Raw genomic sequence first — 19,979 nt, 5'->3', positions numbered from 1 at the left:
TTCCTGAACGACTCCAATATATCTGAGAACCTTTTCTTATGCAAGGGGATCTGAACCAGCATTGCTATTGTTCAACAGGCTGATTTTCCTCTCTTTCCTTTAGTTCTTTTGCTTGTTGCTCAGTTGATTTCTGTTCTTCATACTTGGTTTGATTTACGAAGAAATAAGAATTCATGAGTGACAGATCATTTTCGTCAGGAAGAGGGTCCATTTTTGCAAATTTTACCAGATCAGCAAGTTCAAGTACCTGCTGAATTTTATCTTTTACCTTTTCATCCGGCAGATCCACTGTTTTCAGGGATTGCATAATCTCGGAAGTGATTTGCTCAGGAGCCGGTATATTGTATCGTTCTTCGAGATATTCTCTGAGTACATCTGTCAATTCGGAATAAAATTCTTTGACCTGCCCTTTTTGCCACAGCTTTTCACTTTTGATATGATCAAGCTCCCTAAGAGCTACAACATGAGGCGGATCTTTAGGCTTTTCTTTAATCAGCCCTTTAAGCGGATTTTTCCGTTTGATGTAAAACCATATTCCGGCTGCAATGAGAAGAGCTATGACTAATCCCCCAAGAATCCAGGGTAAAAATCTTAATAACTCTGCAAGAATAAATGGGGTTTCCCGTGGCGCTTTAATGTCGGTTATGCCTTTTTGCGGATCCACATTCTCAAAGGGATTGGCAACCATCAAACCGATGGATCTGGTTTTCTTTTTGCCGGCCAACTCTGCCGAGGCCAATTCAAATTCCATGGGCGGAATATAGTGCAACCCGCTATCGAAAGATGTAATCCGGAAGACCTTCTTTATCAATATGCGGTTTTGGTCAATTTGAGTAGTGTCCGGCCCTTTGGTATCGACTATTTCGATGTTTTTGGTAATGGTGTCGGTAAACTGGGGGAATACTATATTAATATTTGGCGGTTGGGCTACTTCAAGAGTCAGGTTCATTTGACCGCCAATCACCATCAGCGTGGAGTCTGGGGTTGCCGAGACAGAGAAATCCTGGCCCTTGGTTAGTACAGGATTTCCAATCCACATCATCCCCAGAAAAATTAAGAAAACGGATGTTTTTTGGATTGATATCTTTTTCCCCATTTTATGCTCGTTTTTTGAAAAGAGAAATGAGTGCTCTAACATAGTCTTCGTTCGTTGGTACTGCCACATTATCTACACCACTTTTGGAAAAAGCAGTCCTGAGGTTTTCCTGATTTTCGTGCCACCATTTTTTATAGGCTTCACGGGTTTTTTTGTTGGCGGTGTTGGCCCAATAATTTTCTCCCGTTTCAGCATCTCTAAGTTTTATGAAGCCTATGTTTGGCATTTCAGCTTCACGCGGATCGAAAACCCTCAAAGCTACTACATCGTGTTTTTGATTAGCAATTTTTAAAGCATCTTCAAAGCCTTCGTCAATGAAATCAGATATCACAAATGCAGTACAGCGTTTCTTAATGGCGTTGGTGAGATATCGTAAAGCTTCAGAAATATTGGTTTCTCTATGCTCAGGGGTGAAGCTGATAAGTTCACGAATAATGTGCAATATGTGCTTGCGTCCTTTCTTGGGTGGTATGAATTTTTCAATCCTGTCGGAGAAAAAGACCACCCCTATTTTATCATTATTCTGTATGGCAGAAAAAGCCAAAACAGCTGCCATCTCTGTGATAACGTTCTTTTTAAAACGCCAGGTTGTACCAAATTCGCGTGAACCTGATACGTCAATCATCAACATCACCGTTAGCTCCCGCTCTTCCTCGAAAACCTTGACGTAAGGATGGTTAAAGCGGGCGGTAACATTCCAATCTATATTTCTAATGTCGTCGCCATATTGATACTCTCGTACCTCGCTAAAAGTCATGCCCCGACCTTTGAAGGCAGAATGGTATTCTCCGGCAAATATATTGCTGGACAATCCGCGGGTTTTAATTTCTATTTGACGAACGCGCTTTATTATATCAGTTGCTTCCACCATGGTTGTCAGTTTTCAATTACCAGTTTTCAGTAATCAATTATCAAAGCTATCAAATTGATCATTATTCATTGATAATTGCTCATTATTTAAGGTACTTCAACTGTGTTGAGTATTTCACTGATAATTTCCTCGGAAGTAATGTTGTTGGCTTCAGCTTCGTAAGAGAGACCAATGCGGTGGCGCAGAACATCATGACAAACAGCACGCACATCTTCCGGTATTACATACCCCCTGCGCTTAATAAATGCAAAAGCCTTGGCTGCCATTGACAGACTGATACTGGCACGTGGAGATCCCCCATAGTTGATCATGTCTTTAAACTTATCAAGATTATACTGATCGGGAAACCTGGTGGCAAAAACGATGTCGATGATGTATTTTTCAATTTTTTCGTCCATATAAACATCTTTGACTACTTCCCGTGCTCTTATGATGTCTTCCGGCTTAATAATGCTGCTTGCTTCAGGGAATTTTTGAGCCAGATTGTGGCGAATAATCATCTGCTCTTCTGCTTTTTGAGGATAGTCAATGACCACTTTAAGCATGAAACGGTCCACCTGTGCTTCCGGCAGCGGATAGGTTCCTTCTTGTTCAATTGGGTTTTGTGTGGCCATTACCAAAAATGGTTTAGGCAGAGTATATGTATGATCCCCAATGGTGACCTGGCGTTCCTGCATGGACTCTAATAGCGCACTCTGAACTTTGGCCGGTGCCCGGTTGATCTCATCGGCCAGGACAAAATTGGTGAAAATTGGCCCTTTTTTTACTACAAACTCTTCGTTTTTCTGACTGTAAATCATCGTACCCAAAAGGTCGGCCGGAAGTAAGTCCGGGGTAAACTGAATTCGGCTGAAATCTGCAGTTACTGCCTTTGAGAGGGTGGTGATTGCAAGCGTCTTTGCAAGCCCTGGGACTCCCTCCAGCAAGATGTGGCCATCAGACAGAAGTCCGATAAGAAGGCTTTCAACCAAATGTTTCTGGCCAACAATGACCTTGTTCATTTCAATTGTAAGAAGATCCACAAATGAGCTTTCCTGCTTAATGCGCTCATTTAGCTCTTTGATATCAACAGTTTGATCCATGTGGCTAATGTGTTTTATATTTTTTGATTTTATTTTTTATAAACTGCCAAAACAGCAGTGAAGAATGATTTTTTTATAACCGCCACTAAATTATCAAAAATTGTTCCAATCATGCGGTGAATAGGGAGGAAAATGCACTATTATCACCTGGTTTGGTTTTGTAAGTTGAGATCTAGAATGTTAACTGGGTGGAAATTTCATGGAGATCAATGTCGAACTATATTAGATTCAGGTTTGCAGGGATCGGAAGTGGCCATGAAAAAATTAAAGTGAACAGAAAATCAGGTCTGAGACTGCTCGTCCTTCTTGTCTTGAATAGACCTTTCCTTGCTTTGCTCTTCTTTGGCCTTTTCATGTTCATATTGTCCGGAACTATCTTGTTTTCTCTGTTCCAGATTATGAAGGGACTTTTTACGGCCGTAGAGAATAAGCTCGTCTCCTTCTGTTATTTTTGTTTCTCCATGAGGAGTTCCGATATAATTTCCGGAATTACGTCTTATTCCAATAATGTTAATTCCTTCTTCTCTCAAATTACAATCCTTTAGTTTTTTATCATTCATCCATGAAGAGCTGCGGGTGTTGATAACCGTAATTTCATATTCCCCGTTTAGATTGAGGAGTTCAACGTAATCTTTAATATCCAGATTGGTGAATTTTTTTAACGCAGAATCAATTATCCTGGCGATTCTTTTTTCAACCCATTGGCTTTTGGCCAGAAATTAAAGAATGGATAGTCCTCCCAAAATAATTGCTAATCTCAATATATTTTCCTGACTTTCCAGATTGTTATTTACGAATGTCAGGATAAGGGAAGCCATGGCAGAGATAATTCCTACATTTCCTATCAACATTAAAGACATTACTATTTTCCGCCTAACGGGATGATTGACGATATTTTCAGCCTCGCCTGTGGTGAAACCAACACCGGTAAAGGCCGATCGTGCCTGAAATTGTGCAACTTCTTTAGACAACCCTGTGTGAATGAGAGCCTGCGATGCAATTTTGGTAATTAAAACCGACAATGTAAATATTATAAGGAAACTAATTAAAGAGCCCATAATAAATGATTTTATTCATCATAAAATATAGAAAAATCGGGTTAAAATTACAATTTTGGAGAGGTAAAGTGTTTCCAGATATACATTACGAGTTCAATTGAACCACATATTCGATTTGATGTTTATAGTTAACCAACTTAAAATATTAAACTATGAGTGATTTTGAAGGTAATGATATTGTTTGTCGTCACATGCAACTAACAAAAGATGAAATTGTACGAACCATCAGAGAGAAGAATCTTACTACATTTGAAGAGGTGCAGGATGAAACAGATGCTGCCACTATCTGCGGTTCATGCGCCGCAGATATTGAGGCTATTCTGGAAGTAGAATTGAAAAAACAGGAATCAGATGGAGGTTGAAGCCCAAAGAAGGGATGAATCGCCATAGCTGAGGAACCGATAATCATTTTCAAGCGCGTGTTTGTAGATTTCTTTCCATTTTTCACCAACCAAAGCAGCAACCAGAAGTAGTAGAGTGCTTTTTGGTTGATGGAAATTGGTGAGTAATCCATCTACAGCTCTGATTTGATAACCTGGAACAATTATTATGGCTGTTGAACCCTCATAATAGTTCTTGTTCTCGCTTGAAATCGCTGAAATCAAATAATCAATAGCTTCGCGGAAACTAAGTTTTACATCTTTATTATTATAGGGGGTCCATTGTTCAATGTGATGAAATGGTTTACTTTTAGCCGCTAATGCACCAGCCCAGTACAATGATTCAAGGGTGCGCAGGGAGGTGGTTCCAACAGATATTTTTGGCCCCCTGTGACTTCTGAGAGATTTTAAGGTGTTTAATGAAATTCTGAAGTGTTCGGTATGCATTTCGTGATCTGCGATTGTTTCACTTTTTACGGGACGAAATGTTCCTGCCCCAACATGCAGTGTTAAATTTTCAAGTTTTATGCCATCGCTTTTGAGGTTTTCCAGTATTTCGGGGGTGAAGTGAAGTCCTGCTGTTGGTGCAGCTACCGATCCTTGTGCTTTAGAGTATACTGTCTGATATCTCTCGGTGTCAATTTCTTCAGATTCTCTTTCCAGGTATGGGGGAATTGGTGTTTTCCCTATCTCCTCCATAAGCTCCGAAAACGTGAAGTCGGAATTGTTCCATGAAAATCTTATAATAAATCCATCTGAAGTTTTTTGCTCTTTGGATGCTTTTAAAACAATGGTTTTGCTGTTAATTTGCAATTCTTTTTCAAGAGTTCCTACTTTCCATTTTTTATTATTTCCCACCATGCAATTCCAGGTAACTTCCTCTGTTTGCCCGAAAGCCAATGCTACATCGGTTGGTGAAGCCGGTTCAAGACAGAAGATTTCAACTCTGGCCCCGGTATGCTTGTGAAATGGCAGTCTTGCCCTGATTACTTTAGTGTTGTTGAATATCATCATTGCCGTAGAGGGTAGCAAATCAGGTAAATTGTAGAATTGTTTGTCTGTTATTCGATTGTTTTTATAAAACAGCAATCTTGAGTGGTCTCTTCTTTTCAGAGGGTATTTGGCAATACGTTCATCGGGTAGGCTATAGTTATATTGTTCGATTGAAATATCCATATTTTTAATAAATATGCCCTCAAAACAGGGGCGTTGCAGATAATTATTACAGATGCAAATTTAATCAAAAAATAAAGAATATTGAGGTTCACTTCTGGGGAGGATTTTGCTAAATGCAATGGGGGTATTTGATTGTATTATGAACCTTATCTTTCCGTTAAATTCAAAATCTGAAATGTCTCTTTATATTTTTTACCTTTGCAGGAAGCAATAGATCGTTAGATTTTTAGACATTAGATTTAAGCCGAACCATATGGTGCCGATAACCAGAGCTTAAAAATAATGATGGGTATAATTCAAAAAATTTGATTTATAGCTTTTTACAAAAGCCTAACGGAGTATTGAGGAAGAGTAATTGATGTTTTTAAAGATCCGGAAAGAAAAAAGTTTTCATTTATGAAGAATCAGGATATTAGACTAGGAGATAAAGTCAAGTTTTTAAATGATGTTGGTGGGGGCCATGTTACCAGAATCGAAGGAAAAATAATATATGTGGAGGATGAAATAGGTTTCGAAGTTCCTATGCCATCTGCAGAAGTTGTAGTCGTTGAGCGCCTCGAAGAGCCTTCGCAGGAAGAGCCTGTTCCTGTTCGCTCTCCTCTTATTGTTAATAAGGTTGAAGAGGAAAAGTCCGTTACTATTGAAGATGATGAATTTGTGGAAGAAGAGCCTCAGCATGACGATAACAATCCAAGGATTTATCTGGCTTTTCTTGATGCGGGTATAAAAGATGATGTGCAGACTGTTGATCTTCATTTGGTTAATGATAGTAATTATCACTGCTTGTTTTTGTTTGCCGAAATGGGTGAGGATGGCCTTGCCAGAGAAGTTTTTAATGGTAGAATCCCTGCAAATACAAAAGAATACCTCGGAGGTTTTCCTGCTTCAAAGTTAGATTCCAAATGGATGGTTCAGTTGATTCTCTATAAAAGAGATAAGCCCTATCAATTATTCGATCCTCTCAATCAGACGATGAAAATACGAGCTGAAAAGTTTTTTAAGGAGAAAGGGTTTAAAGAGAATGATTTCTTCTATGAAAAAGCCGTTATGATGCCTTTGATAAAAAATGAACTGGAGCGGCAGATGGAAAACCTTTCAAAAAAGGAAACCAGCAAAGCATTAAAAGAGAAAGGTGAGTTTAAAATAAAAAATGAACAACCGGTCCGGAAAAAACGCACAGATATAATTGAGGTTGATCTTCATATTCATGAACTTCTGGATGATACCAGGGGACTATCAAATGCGGATATGCTAAAATTGCAAGTTGATCGTTTTCATGAAGTTATTCGGGAGAATGAAAAGAATAAGGGACAAAAGATTGTTTTTATACATGGTATTGGTAATGGAACCCTGAAGCATGAGGTAAGAAGACTGCTTAATACTCGTTACAAAAAACACAACTTCCAGGATGCTTCTTTTCGGGAATATGGCTATGGGGCTACAATGGTTATCATTTAAGTTTGAGAAACTGTTTAAGTTTTATCCTTTGGGATGTTTTCTGGTCTTGAGCTTTTATACTTTGTCAAAATTTCCTTAAATAGTGTTTGTCCATAAAGTACCATTTACTGCGTTACGCTTGCCCGAAAATTACTCATTTACTCAAGTAAACTGCGTATTTCCGGGCTTCGCAAGCCTTGTTACTGGCACTTTCTTGACAAACACATGACCAGAACCAAATTTTGCTTAGTTTATAGACAGGCTCTAAATAGCTTTGCTATTGGTGTCAATTTTGACTTGTCCAAGAACTCAATTATTCAAAAATGTCCTCCAAAAACAAAATTTAAACAGTTTCTGAGTCTTGTTAGCTGATTGATGAAATATTACTTCTTGGATTATTCTATGCGGCGGATACTGATCCGCCGTTCTTATATAATTATTAATACCGGTTTATGCTGGTAGTCTACCGGGGGTGGGAAAATGATTTTGCCTGCCGCGATCAACTTCTAGGTGAGGGCAAGGAAAACATTCTCTACTTTGCACTTATCGTTTAAGCAAGCTGTAATTTCAATTTTATAAATTATGCACCAGGCATTTTTCAGTGCCCCCTAATTTAAAGCAATCCTCTTCGACTGTAATATTGGTTTCCTGGGGTTTCATTCGATGCATCTTCGAACTTTCTTCGAGTCTTCTTCGAGTCTTCTTCGAACTTTCTTCGGCTTATAAGGAGTCGAACAGAGGTCGAAGAAAGGCCGAATCAGGTCCCTGTAAGGTGCGACCCATGTCCTTATATAACTATAAATACTCCGCTTTTAAGTTGCTTAAGTTTCTTAAATACAGGTTATTGCAGAGTGTGATGTGGTGTTTGGTTTTTTTGATAATTAATTCTGTGGGTTAACGTGAATGTAATGAGATGCCTAGTGCCAAGTCAAGAGTAGAAGGTCGGGTAAGCCGCCGCTATTTTTCACCTTGTGCAAAACAACAAAAAAGTAAGCATAGCCGTAGCTACGTGAGTCTTTTTTTGAGAAGCACTAGGTCGAAAGAGCAAGGCTTGGGCCGTCAGACTATGCTTGACTTGACACTAGGGTGTTTTTGCTTGTTAACCAGTGTTTTAAGTTGATGTTTTCCTGTCGTGAATACGCTCACTGGTTTTAGTAGATTGTTTGTCAGTGTTTTAAGTGGGAGTTGTGTTTTTTTAAGTTTTGCTTCTCATTTAATTTCTTTGGAATATTTTTTTAACCTAATGATTTACAAGGTAGAATCTTTTTCAAGGTATCTTTTATAAAAAATATTGATCTACTAAGAAATTATTTTTTCTAAAAACAAATATTGTTTGCTAATTTATTGCAGAAAACTTTATAAATAATTTGATTTATAAAAATATTATTCAGATATTGAAAAATTATTAGAGCTATAATAATTTTAAGTTAGTTATGCATTATTCAAAGTTACCTTTTGAAAACTTTGTAAGTAAAGTAGATAATGTTTTAGGTCAGAGTCTTTCCGATCAAAGCTTGGTCTCTTCATTGTCCTCTTTTGGTTATGGCCTTAAAGAAATGGAGCGTGGGCGTGAGTTGCTGGAACTTCTTCGCCAGATTGACCAGGAACAGGAAGCCGCTCAAAGCAGACGTAAGCAGCTTAATAAAGAAAAGAATGAACTGTATAAGGAAATTCAAAAACGATACATGCGGATTGTAAAAATTGGCAGAATTGTTTTTGATCATGAAGATTTGGTGAAAAGCACACTTGGCTTAGAAGGTCCCAGGGAAAAGCAATTTGATGATTGGTATCGACAGGTTTATATGTTTTGCAAAAACCTTTTAGCAGAAGAAAAGTGGATGGAGGTTTTGTCCAATTATGGAGTAAAAAAGCTTGATTTGAAGAATATTCTTATTGATCTTGAGAAACTTGAAGAGTTAAATACACGGTTTGAACATGCTAAAACACTGTCAAAAGAAATGACACAAAAAAAGCGTAAACAACTTTTGCTTCTTCAGGATTGGTTGAGTGATTATTTGAAAATTGCCCGACTGGCTCTTGAGGAGCAACCGCAACTTTTGGAGAAATTGTTAAACTAAAAGGTTATTAAGAAATTTTGATGTGCTTATTGGATATTGGTGAACGCATTTAGAAAGTTGATGAAATTGAATTAGGCTATGGCGAAGTTAAAGAAATGTTTATCGTGTATAAGCTTTCTTTTTTTCAAAAACCTTTATTTAAAGGGCATTTTGAAACTAAAAGCTGATTTGCCCCGTAAAAACGATGAGGAAATTTAGATGATTTCTAAATAGGTTTATTTTTTAAAACCCTTGCTGATAAAAATTGTACTGTGATCAATCAGGCTCTGGTTTTAGAAGGCTGTATATTAGCAAGTAAGAAATAATTGATATTTTTACTTTTGTTGTGTTTATCTGTTAACCGAATGTTTATTTGCGATTTTTTTTCTCGTTTTTAAATGGTTTAAAACCCAATATTGCCGGGTTGTTGATAAATATTTGAAGCTAAAGTTCTAAATAATAACTGAATAAAATTAATTTTGCAGGTTAAGTAGGGGAGATTTAGTGCAGGCGGGAATAGCAAAACCCTAAACGATATGCCATGAGAAAAGGTTTACCGTATTTTATTTTTATTTTTTCTTTGTTGATAGCATTTTCTGATGGAAGTGCCTATGGGCAGGGGCGTGAAAGTGGTGGCAAGAAGAATGATTTACCCCCTGTTTTAAGAGGACAGGAAGGAAAAATAAATGATTTAGCCGATGCTTATTGTGAGTCATCTTCATCTCCGGAGATTTATGTTAATCCCGGTAATTTGCCTGATCCTGGGGATTATAATTCTGTCGTTTGGGATTTGTATTATTATGACGGCGGAGGCAGCAAAGTTTATCGAAATGATCTTTTAAACCCCGTTGGATCCTCTCCCAATAATGGTATTGAATTAGACATTGCCCAAATTTCGTCGGAGGGATTATTTAATACGTTTCTTGTTATTGAATACAGCTTTAGCAGAGGTCTTGGTACTTTTGGTGGCGATTTTGATTATACCATTGTTCGAAAGGATCCGACTGATTTTAATTTAACGATAGACAATTCTGAAATTTGTTTAGGTGAAACAGCTACTTTAACACTTGATGGCTCTGAGTCTGGTTATCTATATTATTTATACAGAGATGGTGTTCTGCAAAATACGGTAGGCAGGAATGGTAATGGAAATCCAATAAATTTTATTCAATCATCTTTACCAGAAGGTAATTATTCCTACTACGTCGTTGCACATGTGGATGATGATGACGTAGATTGCGAAACACAAATGTCAGGAACACCTTCCTTATCCGTTAATTCTGTTCCATCCCCCAGTCCAATTTCTACTAATGACCCTGTTTGTCAGAATATTAGCATTGAATTAGAGGATGGAAATCCTGAATCTGCCGATTATATTTATACCTGGTCCGGACCAGGCCTTGATCCTGCAGGTGAAACAGGACACAGCATTACCATTACGGACCCCTCGGTCATTGGTACTGCCGGGGATTATGATTATGACCTTACAATTGTTGATTCCAGTAAACCTACAGGTTGTTCCAGTACTTCGACTGTTACAGTTACTGTTTTACAGAGGCCAACAGTTGTTCCTACCAATGATGGTCCCGTTTGTGACGGGGCAACAAATGTCGGTTTGTATGCAAACCCAAGTGGAGGCAGTGGTGACTATTCCTTTAGCTGGACTTCCAATCCTGCAGGCTTTTCATCCACTGATGAAAATCCTGTTTTAGCTGCCGTAACTTATGGTGTTGATGATATTGAATACATTGTTGATGTTACTGATAACATTACAGGATGTGCTGCTTCCTCTTCCGGGTCTACTACACTTATAATTCACGAAAATCCTGTTGTTGCAATTCCTGAAGGTGACCAAACTGTCTGCCAGGCGGAAGATGTCTCCTTTTCAACCAACGTTACAGGCTCCGGTTCATATAGTTATCAGTGGTATTTAGACGGAAACCCTATTGCCGGGGAGACTTCTTCAAGTTTGACCATAACTGGTGCAAGCCTCCCTGCTGTCGGTAATCACACTGTTTCGTTAGAAGTAATTGATACTTCCACTTCTAATAATTGTTCTTCTACGGATAGTGTTCAGTTGACTGTAAACGAGAAACCAGAGGTTGAAATTGTTGGTCCCACCGAAGCATGTGCCGGTGATGATATTTCTTTTGATGCTAATTTATTAAGCGGACCGGGTGCTTTCCCTGCAGATTATACTATTTCATGGACCACTCCTTACGGAAGTGAATCCGGAGATTCCTTTACAATTAATAATGTTAACGATGCCACACACTCCGGTACCTATACATTAAACATTACTTATGATGCCACTGGGTGTACTGATCAGGTTCAACTGGATTTGACAGTGAATACAGTAACACCAGGTATTTCTGCAAATCCCGGAACTGAAGTTTGTCAGGGTACGCCAGTTGAATTTACTGCAACAGGTGGTGTAAACTATGCATTCTCAGTAGACGATGGTTCAGGATATGTCGAAGTTCAGGCGCTTTCGGCCGATGATACATATGGACCAGTTACCTTAAATAACGGAGACCTGGTTAAAGTGCTTGTTGAAGATGCCAATGGATGCCAGGCTGAATCTTCCCCTTTAACGATGATTGTTAATGATCTTCCTGTTATAGATGCCATTGGCAATGGTGGTCCTTACTGTATTGACGATGATCCAATACAGCTCAGCTCTTCAGTTTCAGGAGGAGACATTTCCACATCAGGCAGTTATTCCTTCAATTGGAGCGGTCCTGATGGTTTTTCATCCGTTGATGAAGATCCTTCTTTTGGTCCGGCAACTATTGCCCGTGCGGGAATCTACACTCTTACCGTTACCGATGATAATGGATGTATTGTGACTGACGATACTGAAGTAGTTGTTAATTCATTGCCATCTCCAAGTGCCACCAATACAGGACCTGTGTGTGGAAATGGAAATAATAGTATTGACCTTGTTGGTGATCCGGATGGACTTGTTTCTTATCAATGGTTTGATCCCGATGATAATCTATTGGGAAGTACCCAGGATTTAACACTTAACAATGTTTTTCCTGATGATAGTGGAATTTACACATTGAGAGTAACTGATGGAAATTCTTGTGAAAATATTACTACCACCGAAGTTATTGTAAACGAAATTCCAGTTGTTGGTATTGGTCCCGACTTAGTTGCTTGTGAAAATAGTGATGTAACGCTTATGGCTACAATCAGTTCAACGACAACAGGACCTTATACTTTCTCCTGGTATAAAGATGATGGGGGAGGTCCTGTGCAGGTTGCTTCCGGAATAGGTTTAGATACATATTCATTGACATCTGTTGATAATACAGATGCGGCAACTTATTCTGTTGTAGTTAATGATGGTAATGGTTGTGCCAGTGCTTCCGATGCAATGATACTGACCATTGATCCATTACCCTCTGTCAGTCCTTCCGGAAATGATATTTGTGCTTCACCTGACAATGATCTTTTGTTGGAGGGTGGCCCTGATAATCCTGATTATACTTACTCCTGGTCGGGACCTGGTTTGACTGGCGCAGTTTCTGGTCAGGATGTTACTGTTTCCGATGATGCAACGACCGGTACTCCTGGTGTTTACACATATACCCTTACCACTCAAAGTACATCAACGGGATGTACAAATTCTGCAACGGTTGATGTTGAGGTATTTGAGAACCCTGTTGTTACGATTGACCCCGTTGCGCCTGTTTGTGATGGTGGTAACTTTACTGTTACAGCAAATGCTTCCGGCGGATCAGGTGATTTTAATTACAGCTGGATATTTACTCCTGATGGGGGGGGAGCTTCTTCAGGATTACCTTTTACTTCCAATACTTTTGACATTGATCCTGCTGATTTGAATGATGCTGGCACCTATGAAGTTACTGTTCTGGATAATATTACAGGTTGTTCCACAATTAGTAATGTCCTTGTTATTGTTAACGAACTTCCAACGGTTAGTGTTGATGATGTTGCCACTTGTGAAGGGAGTGATGCAACTCTTACTGCTGTACCTGCAGGTGGAAGCGGCAATTATGTTAACTTTATTTGGTCGGATGCCGGTGGCGTGATTTCGGGTGAAAATAATAATCAATTGATTCTTACCGGATCGGATGTTGCACTTACCAATAATGGAGCAACATATAATGTCACGGTAGAAGATGATAACGGTTGTGTCAGTACTACTGACAATATGACCCTTACAGTTAATGAAAATCCAACTGTTCAAATAAATAGTGGTGACCCTGATTTGGATGTTTGTGTTGGTAGTAATTTAACGCTTACTGCAAATGTAACAGGTGGAGCAGGTTCTAATAGTTACGTATGGGAACTTCCCAATGGAACTACTCAAACAGGTTCTTCACTTGTTATTGATCCTGTTGCAACTGCTGATCAGGGAGTTTATAGCGTTACGGTTACAGATGGTGTCTCCTGTTCTGCAATGGCCCAGGTTCAGGTAAATGTTCATGAGGTTACGCCTACTTTGACAGCTACTGCCAGTACCATTTGTGATGGAACCTCTGTTACATTTACTGCCGGAGGAGGATCTCAATATGAATTCTTGTTAAATGGAACTGTTCAACAAGCTTTGTCTAATAATGATACCTGGACTTCTTCTTCTCTTGCTGATGGGGATGAAGTAACTGCGCGTGTAGTAGATACTTATGGTTGTGAGGCCGTTTCCGCTCCAATAACAATGACAGTTAATTCAAATCCTGTAGTTGCCCTTTCTGTTACTTCTCCTAATGGCGATACTCCTTGCATAGGGCAGACTGTTGAGTTTACAGCGACAGCAGGGTTTGTTAATTATGTTTATTACGTAAATGGTTCAGAAGTTCAGAATAGCAATAATAATATCTTTACTACAGATGCATTAAGCGATGGTTCTGTAGTGTATGTTGTCGCTGAAAGTGGGGCAGGGTGTTCCGGAACTTCAGGAAATCAAACCATTAATTTTGATCCATTACCTACTGCAGCAATTAATAGCGATCAAACTGATGACACTGCCTGTCCCAATGAATTGGTATCCTTTACTGCTTCCGGGGGAGATACTTATGAATTTCTTGTTGATGGGATTTCTGCGGGAGCGGCAACAAATGATCCAACATTTACTCAAAATGCCCCCGGTACCGGAAGTATGGAAATTGGAGTTGTAGTAACTGATGGGAATAATTGTTCAGATACAGCATATGTAGATATTTTTGTTTCTGAAGTTGTTCCATCCTTATCTGCTTCTGCCACCACCATTTGTATTGGAAATGAAGTAACTTTTACTGCAGGTGGTGGAGATCAGTTTGAATTCTTCCTTAATGGTACATCAATCGCTGCACCTTCCGGAGACAATACATATGTAACCAGCACCTTGGCTGATGGCGATGAAGTTTCAGTAAGGGTAATTGATCAATATGGTTGTGAAAACACAAGTGCACCTGTAACAATGACAGTTAATGATAACCCGACTGTTAATCTTTCGTTCCCGGGAGGAACTAATGAAGTTTGCGAAAACAGTGATCTTTCTGTTGAAGCCACCAATGGGTACAGCAATTACATTTTCTATGTTAATGGCATTGAAGTCCAGAATGGGGCTGGTAATATTTATACATCCAATTCATTTGTAAACAATGATGAAGTTTATGTAACTGCTAGTTCAGGAGCCGGATGTACTGCTGATTCTAATCCTGAAACCATTGTTGTGCACAGTTTACCTAACGCTTCCGCTGTCAATTCAGGACCTTCTTGTGAAGGACAGACAATTACACTTCAGGGTGGCGATGCGGGATTGAGCTACGAATGGTTTGCCCCGGGAGATGATCCTTCTGTTGATTTACCGATTTCCACTGACATGGATCATGATCTTACAGGAGTAACCTTAAGTCAGGCAGGTACTTATACTCTTGTTGTGACGGATGGTAATACTTGCCAAAATTCGGCAACAACGGACGTAGTTGTTAATGACTTGCCAATTGTTGATTTGGGAAATGATATTTCTGTTTGTGAAGGAACACCGAATTATGATCTTACTGCAAATATTTCCGGGGGTGCCTCTCCATATAATGTAGAGTGGGAATTTGAAGGAACCTCTGTCTTAAGTGGACAGGATGAAACCGTTTATTCCATTAGTGCGGTGGATAATAGTTTTGAAGGGGAGTATGTTGTAACAGTTACAGATGCCAATAATTGTGTAAGTGTTAAAGATACTGTTTATCTTACAGTTAATCCTGCTCCAACAGTTAGCATTTCCAGTGATGGAAGTAGCAATGAATATTGTGATGGAACCCAGGTTACACTTTCTGCTCAGGGAGATGATGGTGTAATTAGCGGAAGCGATGCTTCTGGCTATGAGTATGTTTGGTATTATGAAGGAACGGTCATTCCTGGTGTTTCAACTCAGAATTATTCCTTTATTGGAAACAATGGAAATAATGACGGACTTTATGAGGTAGTTGCTATTGATGATAACGGTAATGGATGTTCAAGTGCTGCTCAATCGTTGAGTGTTGTCATTCACCAACTCCCTGATGCTACCCTTGATGTTGATCCCGCTTTCTTTATTGAAGGAACTAATGTCACATTTACTGCTGTCGCCGGTTATACATCCTACGAGTTTCAGGTTAATGGTTCTACAGTTCAAGCTCCCGGAGTTGATTATGTTTATCAGGATGCTACATTACAAGACGGAGACGAAGTTACCGTAATTGTGACTGAAGATCACGGAACCGTTCAATGTGAGAACAGTTCGACTGTAATAATGAATGTATTTGATTCTGTAGATCAACCAATTGTTCAGGTAACCGATGGAGAATATTGTGAAGGTTCAACCGGAGCAACAGTAGAAGTGACTAATCCACAGCAAGACGTTACCTATGAATTGGTTTATGATGATGGTACTCCTGTTGCCGGATATTCACAAATTGTTTATGATGGTTCCAATTCTGTTTCATGGAGTGATGTTCTTGATGATAATGGAGGAGTTAGTACTCCAACAACTTTTAGGGTTAAAGCCTTTTGGGCAACTCTTACACCTGATGGTGATCAATTAAGTGATTCTTTTGATATAACAGAACATCCTCTTCCCAATCAATATATTATGTCAGTTGATGGTGGTTCTGCTGAATCCGGAATCACAGTTTCAGATTGTAACTCTGGTTCAGGTTATTCTATCGGATTACATGATGGATGGCAATCCGTTGATTATACCTTGCTTCTTAATGGTACCCAGGTTTTGGAAGTCAAGAGCGGAAGTGGAGTAACAAGTGCTTTTACTTTTGATAATTCTTATTCTCTCGTTGGAGAATACACTATTATTGCTCAGTCCTCGTTCGGTTGTACTACCGATGTCATTGGTGCTTTTACTATTGAAGGAGAAGCAGTTACAATCTTTGACCTCACAGGTGAGGATAATGGTTTGTATTGTGATGGTGATGCTGATGGCGTGGAGTTGATATTATCTGGTTCAGAAACAGGTCTCGACTATGAATTAATCCTTGATGGTACTCCTGTCGATACAATCACCGGTGATGGAAATGCTATTAGCTTTGGAAATTATAGTGATGAGGGGCAATTCAGTGTTCAGGTTAATACTTCCAGCGGGTGCATTTATCCTATGAATGGAGTAGTTGATGTTGAGATGGTTGATAAGCCCTCTTCAGGTGTTCTTACTGCACTACCTGAAACATATTGTATTGGTGGTATTGGTGTTAATTTACAACTCTCCGGTCAGGAGGAAGATCACACCTATTACTTAATGCATGAAGGTTCCGTTGTTGCAACCCATGTTGGTGATGCATCTGGCAGTGATGTTAATTTCCTTAACGATGCTGACGGCACTGAGTATTTTACAAGCACTGGTGAATATTATGTAATTGCGGAAACCAACGATCTTGGTTGTACATCTGATCCTAGTGACACCGTTACTATTAGCACAACTCCGCTTCCTGAAAATCGTCCTATTTTAGGTGATACTTTATTTTGTGAAGGAGGAAGTGTTGAATTAATTATCGAAAGTACACAGTCCGGCGTTGAATATCAGTTAATTGATGTCGGGGCAGATCCTGATGCGGATTATGGTAGCCCCCAAAATGGTGATGGAGGTGCGTTGCACTTTACCGTTAGCGATAGCTCGTCATACACAATTTCAGCTGTGAATACTGTAACGGGTTGTATCAGACCCGCATTTGAAGATACCATAATTGTTGATGATTTGACTGCTCCGGATGGAAGTCTTGATATAATCGTTGATATAGTTTCAGTTACCGGTGATGTTTGTGGAACTGAAAAAGCAGTAATTACCATCCAAGCTCCTGAAGAGGATATTTCTTATTTCTTATATAGAGAGAGCAATAGTTCTCCAAGTAGTAGTGTTACTGTTGAAAGTCCTGGACTTCCAAATATAAGTTTCCCCGATTCTATTCAGGATAATAATGGAGATTACTTTGTAATGGCCGAAAGTCTGGCCGGTTGTAACGTCCGGATTGATGATGATGATTTAACTGGCATTATAACTGTTGGTTCTATGGCCAATGTTGGTTTAACCCCGGTTGACTCAAATATTTGTCAGGGTGACAGTGCTGTAACTATTAGTACTAGTTCAAGTGAAGCAGGTGTGAATTATGCATTAAGGTATGCTTCGTCTGGAGAACTTTACGATAGTATAACACAATCTGATGGTTCAGGTAATCCTATTGATTTCTCTCCTGAGGTTTCAACTGATAGCTATTTCTACCTTGAAGCTAACGATGGTAGTGGCTGTTTAAAAGTTTTGGATAGTATTCGGATAGTATTTAATCCATTACCCAAAGCATTTGAGCTTAGTGGAGATGCTACATATTGTGGTTCCAGTCAAGGCGCCTCTATCGGTTTAACTGGTTCTGAATTTGAAGTTGAATATAATTTGATTAAAGAAAATGAGGGCTTGATTGATGTAAGAGAAGGTAAGTTCAGTGGAGATACTATCTTATTCAATGAGGTTGATAGCGGTGTATATACTGTTTTCGCCAGAAATATGCATACTGGTTGTACTTCCAGCATGAAAGATACCATTAAGGTAAGTTATAGTGCCAGTGGCCCCAATATCCCGGTAATTGCAGATGAAGATACGGTCTCACTCTGTGGTGAAGCTTACCATGAAGTTTTACTTGAATCTCCAGGAGATGGAGTTACCTACCATCTTTTTGATTCAAATAATGAACAATTGGATGAGTCTCTTGCTAATTCGGGCAGCTTAGAATCACCATTTCGCATTGTTGAAACTGGGGAATATACAATTTCTGCATCCAGAAATGGTGCCTGTATGAGTCAATCTGATACAATATGGATTGAAGAAGGTAGTATTCCACTGGTAAATGAATTTGATTATAAATCTTATGTTTGTGCCACAGAAGGAGGTTATATTAGATATGATATAAGTGAAGATTTTGGAGGATGGGATTATTCTATTATTACTCGTGATGATTTAGGAAATGATGTTTTATACCAAACAGAGGAAGATGCCGAATTGACTCAGAATGGTGATTCTCTTCTATGGACCATTAATGATTCAGGAGAGTATTTTGTCTCTGTTAGTGGTTGCGAGAAAGAAACATCAAATAAAATCACCATAGAGATTGCTGATCCGATTGCTGCACCAACACTACTTGCTGATACATTTCGGTATTGTCATGACTTTAAAAAAGTAGATATCAATGTTCAAGGACCTGGTGGTAATTCTATTATTTACCATTTGTATGCCCACGATTCTTTGAATGAACTTACAGAATTATCCCCTGTTTATGGAGGTGCTTCAAATCCGGTATTTGAAGAGGTTTCCGAAGGTCAATATCTCATTAGGAGCGAGGATCTCTCTAATGGTTGTTTCTCAGATTATAGTGATACTGTAGTTGTTGAGTCTCATATTTTGCCATATTCTGTCACTTGGGATGATCTCATTGGTCCTATTGAAATTAATACTAAGTATATGGTTGGCGGCGATATTACATTAGATCTGGATTTAGCTGTATTAGATAATAATTTTACATATGTGGTTAAACAAGATTCTCCTGATTCACCTGTTTATAATGTAGGTTTAGATGGGGAGGTCGCCATTGATCAGAGAGGTGATAGCTATTTTACTTATGGAATTTATTCCTCTGACTGCCCATCTGTAAAAGTTACAGATGATGCCTTAACTATTCTTGAAGATAGTATTGATGCCAAAGATGTTCATCTTTATCTTAAGGAAGGAGAAAATAGGGATACAATTACTGTCCAGGCTGAATATCCTTCATTTGATGAAGGGTATTTAGAGTATTTCTTTGCTAAAAGTGAAGATCCTGATTCTGTATTTAGTGAAGTATTTATTGGTGATTTCACCATTAATCGGCATACAGGGCTTGTCACTTTCGATAAAGCGCCTTCATTCTATGGATCTTATGGAGTTGAGTATGTAGTAAGGAATACTAATTATCCTGAAAGAGTCGATACCGCATTCATTTATGTTTATGTCGGTAATAGTGACCTCTCAGAGGACAAATCCATTTTTATTCCAAATGCTTTCTCCCCAAATGGTGATACCAAAAATGAGTATTTCGAAATAAAAAGTAATAATTCTATTACCGAGGAGTCATCTCTTGAAGTTTACAATCGTTGGGGAACCATCGTCTATCGCTCAGACGGAAAGAATTATGCCAACGATTGGGATGGTACAAGCAACATGAGTTCTATGGTTTCCATAGGAGAAGATTTACCAAATGGTGTTTATTTCTATGTTTATACCATAACTGCCAATGTTGATGGCAAAATTGTCAATAAGAAGTTCAATGGTTATATAGAATTACGAAGATAATAACCTATAGGG

The 19,979-nt window shown here is 38.9% G+C and carries 10 protein-coding genes; 4 read left to right on the top strand and 6 right to left on the bottom strand.

The genetic code is table 11. The features are described from left to right. Positions 1-64 precede the first annotated feature (64 nt). The 5 genes from DDZ16_RS03925 to DDZ16_RS03905 all read right to left on the bottom strand — a co-directional run bounded on the left by DDZ16_RS03925 (position 65) and on the right by DDZ16_RS03905 (position 4,107). A complete protein-coding gene (locus tag DDZ16_RS03925; RefSeq protein ID WP_232526546.1) occupies positions 65-1,096 on the bottom strand; it encodes a hypothetical protein in 1,032 nt (343 codons plus the stop codon). A gap of 1 nt (position 1,097) precedes the next feature. Continuing rightward, positions 1,098-1,967: a DUF58 domain-containing protein gene (locus tag DDZ16_RS03920; RefSeq protein ID WP_109263123.1), complete on the bottom strand. Its 870-nt coding sequence runs from the start codon at positions 1,965-1,967 to the stop codon at positions 1,098-1,100. Between the two features lie 86 nt (positions 1,968-2,053). After that, positions 2,054-3,049 carry an AAA family ATPase gene (locus DDZ16_RS03915; RefSeq protein ID WP_109263122.1) on the bottom strand — a complete coding sequence of 332 codons (996 nt, stop codon included), beginning with the start codon at positions 3,047-3,049 and terminating at the stop codon, positions 2,054-2,056. A gap of 281 nt (positions 3,050-3,330) precedes the next feature. Beyond that, entirely contained in the window at positions 3,331-3,633 is a 303-nt protein-coding gene (locus DDZ16_RS03910; protein ID WP_262511933.1) for a TrkA C-terminal domain-containing protein, read from the bottom strand. A 135-nt stretch (positions 3,634-3,768) separates the two neighbouring features. Next, positions 3,769-4,107, bottom strand: coding sequence for a hypothetical protein (locus DDZ16_RS03905; RefSeq protein ID WP_109263120.1), 339 nt, complete (start codon positions 4,105-4,107; stop codon positions 3,769-3,771). Positions 4,108-4,259: 152 nt separating this feature from the next. Here DDZ16_RS03905 and DDZ16_RS03900 point away from each other — a divergent pair, with 152 nt between their 5' ends. Further along, complete coding sequence (locus tag DDZ16_RS03900; RefSeq protein WP_109263119.1) at positions 4,260-4,469, top strand: (2Fe-2S)-binding protein; 210 nt, start codon at positions 4,260-4,262, stop codon at positions 4,467-4,469. On the opposite strand, the gene DDZ16_RS03895 is transcribed toward DDZ16_RS03900, so the two are convergent. Then, on the bottom strand, positions 4,455-5,663 hold the full coding sequence (locus tag DDZ16_RS03895) for an S-adenosylmethionine:tRNA ribosyltransferase-isomerase (RefSeq protein ID WP_109263118.1): 1,209 nt from the start codon (positions 5,661-5,663) through the stop codon (positions 4,455-4,457). The genes DDZ16_RS03900 and DDZ16_RS03895 overlap by 15 nt on opposite strands. A gap of 396 nt (positions 5,664-6,059) precedes the next feature. Here DDZ16_RS03895 and DDZ16_RS03890 point away from each other — a divergent pair, with 396 nt between their 5' ends. From DDZ16_RS03890 to DDZ16_RS03880, 3 genes are all read left to right on the top strand, one after another. Beyond that, a complete protein-coding gene (locus DDZ16_RS03890) occupies positions 6,060-7,121 on the top strand; it encodes a DUF2027 domain-containing protein (protein ID WP_109263117.1) in 1,062 nt (353 codons plus the stop codon). A gap of 1,412 nt (positions 7,122-8,533) precedes the next feature. After that, positions 8,534-9,178 carry a hypothetical protein gene (locus DDZ16_RS03885; RefSeq protein WP_109263116.1) on the top strand — a complete coding sequence of 215 codons (645 nt, stop codon included), beginning with the start codon at positions 8,534-8,536 and terminating at the stop codon, positions 9,176-9,178. A gap of 520 nt (positions 9,179-9,698) precedes the next feature. Next, the gene (locus DDZ16_RS03880; protein ID WP_109263115.1) at positions 9,699-19,967 is read left to right on the top strand and encodes a T9SS type B sorting domain-containing protein; all 10,269 of its coding nucleotides are present in this window, start codon (positions 9,699-9,701) and stop codon (positions 19,965-19,967) included. Positions 19,968-19,979: the final 12 nt, after the last annotated feature.

Source organism: Marinilabilia rubra, from assembly GCF_003121985.1.
In the GTDB taxonomy this organism is placed as follows: domain Bacteria; phylum Bacteroidota; class Bacteroidia; order Bacteroidales; family Marinilabiliaceae; genus Marinilabilia; species Marinilabilia rubra.
The sequence above is the reverse complement of the archived record's forward strand: the minus strand, read 5'-3'. Positions and strand labels throughout refer to the sequence as shown.

Excerpts from the sequence above, each read along its gene's own strand:
- DDZ16_RS03925 (WP_232526546.1), bottom strand. The coding sequence starts at position 1,096 with ATGGGGAAAAAGATATCAATCCAAAAAACATCCGTTTTCTTAATTTTT.
- DDZ16_RS03920 (WP_109263123.1), bottom strand. The coding sequence starts at position 1,967 with ATGGTGGAAGCAACTGATATAATAAAGCGCGTTCGTCAAATAGAAATT.
- DDZ16_RS03915 (WP_109263122.1), bottom strand. The coding sequence starts at position 3,049 with ATGGATCAAACTGTTGATATCAAAGAGCTAAATGAGCGCATTAAGCAG.
- DDZ16_RS03905 (WP_109263120.1), bottom strand. The coding sequence starts at position 4,107 with ATGGGCTCTTTAATTAGTTTCCTTATAATATTTACATTGTCGGTTTTA.
- DDZ16_RS03900 (WP_109263119.1), top strand. The coding sequence starts at position 4,260 with ATGAGTGATTTTGAAGGTAATGATATTGTTTGTCGTCACATGCAACTA.
- DDZ16_RS03895 (WP_109263118.1), bottom strand. The coding sequence starts at position 5,663 with ATGGATATTTCAATCGAACAATATAACTATAGCCTACCCGATGAACGT.
- DDZ16_RS03890 (WP_109263117.1), top strand. The coding sequence starts at position 6,060 with ATGAAGAATCAGGATATTAGACTAGGAGATAAAGTCAAGTTTTTAAAT.
- DDZ16_RS03885 (WP_109263116.1), top strand. The coding sequence starts at position 8,534 with ATGCATTATTCAAAGTTACCTTTTGAAAACTTTGTAAGTAAAGTAGAT.
- DDZ16_RS03880 (WP_109263115.1), top strand. The coding sequence starts at position 9,699 with ATGAGAAAAGGTTTACCGTATTTTATTTTTATTTTTTCTTTGTTGATA.